Annotated in this window: 1 pseudogene; it reads right to left on the bottom strand. The window is 68.6% G+C overall.

The features are described from left to right. Positions 1-22 precede the first annotated feature (22 nt). Positions 23-1020 (bottom strand): annotated as a pseudogene (locus tag SM418_RS37945) (IS5 family transposase). Positions 1021-1112: the final 92 nt, after the last annotated feature.

Here is a 1112-nt window from a genome sequence, read left to right as displayed (position 1 = left end):
TAGGGCCTGTTCGTAGTTCAGATCATGAGGGGGCTGGGAGGCTGCGCAGCCAGATGATGGCTGCGCGCAGGTGGAGTCCGGCTTCGTAGCTTTCGGGGGTTTTGTCGTAGCGGGTGGCCAGCCCTCGCCATTCCTTGAACTTGTTGATGCAGCGTTCGACGGTGTTGCGGTGGGTGTAGAGGTCGGCGTCGTGGCTGGGCGGGCGGCCGCCGCGCCGCCCCTTCTTCTTGCGGTTGGCGGCCTGGTCGGCCTTTTCGGGGATGACCGCCTTGATGTGGCGTTTGCGCAGGTAGGTGCGGTTGGCGCGGGAGGAGTAGGCCTTGTCGCCGGCGGCCGCCGCGGGCCGGGTGCGGGGGCGGCCGACCGGTCCGCGCACCCGGATCTTGTCCAGGACGGGGATGAAGCGGGGGCTGTCGGCGGCCTGCCCGGGGGTGAGTATCAGTGACAGCGGACGGCAGCGCCGGTCGGCCGACAGGTGGATCTTGCTGGTCAGCCCGCCTCGTGACCGGCCCAGGGCGGCGGCCTTCAGCCGGGCCTTGCGGCGTCGGCGTATCCGGCGCCGGTGCTCGCGCTCGGGATCGGGCTCGTCCTCGGGCTGCTGCTCTACGGGCCCGGTTTGCCCCTTTGCTGCAGCCCCTTTTCCTCGGCCACGGCCCGCTCCAGTTCCTGGAGGCGTTCGGGTGCGACCCTCATGCCGGCGGCGTGGTGATGCGCGCGGGAGGTGCTGGAGTCCACGCTGACCAGGTCCAGGTCGACATCGCCCCGGGCCGCCGCCTCACTGATCATCGCGTTCATCAGGTTCTCGAAGACTCCCCGGCCCGCCCAGGCCCGGAACCGGTCATAGATCGTCGACCAGTTCCCGTAAGACGGCGGTACGTCCCGCCACGGGCTGCCGGTCCGAAACCTCCACATCACCGCGTTGAATTGGTTGCGCAGGTCACCGATCGGCCCCGACACTCCCAGCGGCAGGTGAGGCTCGATCAGTTCCCATTCCGTATCGGTCACATCACCGCGTGTCACACACTGGTGATACCGCCCGCTCCCGCCCCGGCGGGGGGGAATCACACGATCGTGACCAGCGGCAACTGATCTGAACTACGAACAGGGCCTAG

The sequence above is a fragment of the Actinomadura chokoriensis genome (assembly GCF_041463665.1).
In the GTDB taxonomy this organism is placed as follows: domain Bacteria; phylum Actinomycetota; class Actinomycetes; order Streptosporangiales; family Streptosporangiaceae; genus Spirillospora; species Spirillospora chokoriensis_A.
The sequence above is the reverse complement of the archived record's forward strand: the minus strand, read 5'-3'. Positions and strand labels throughout refer to the sequence as shown.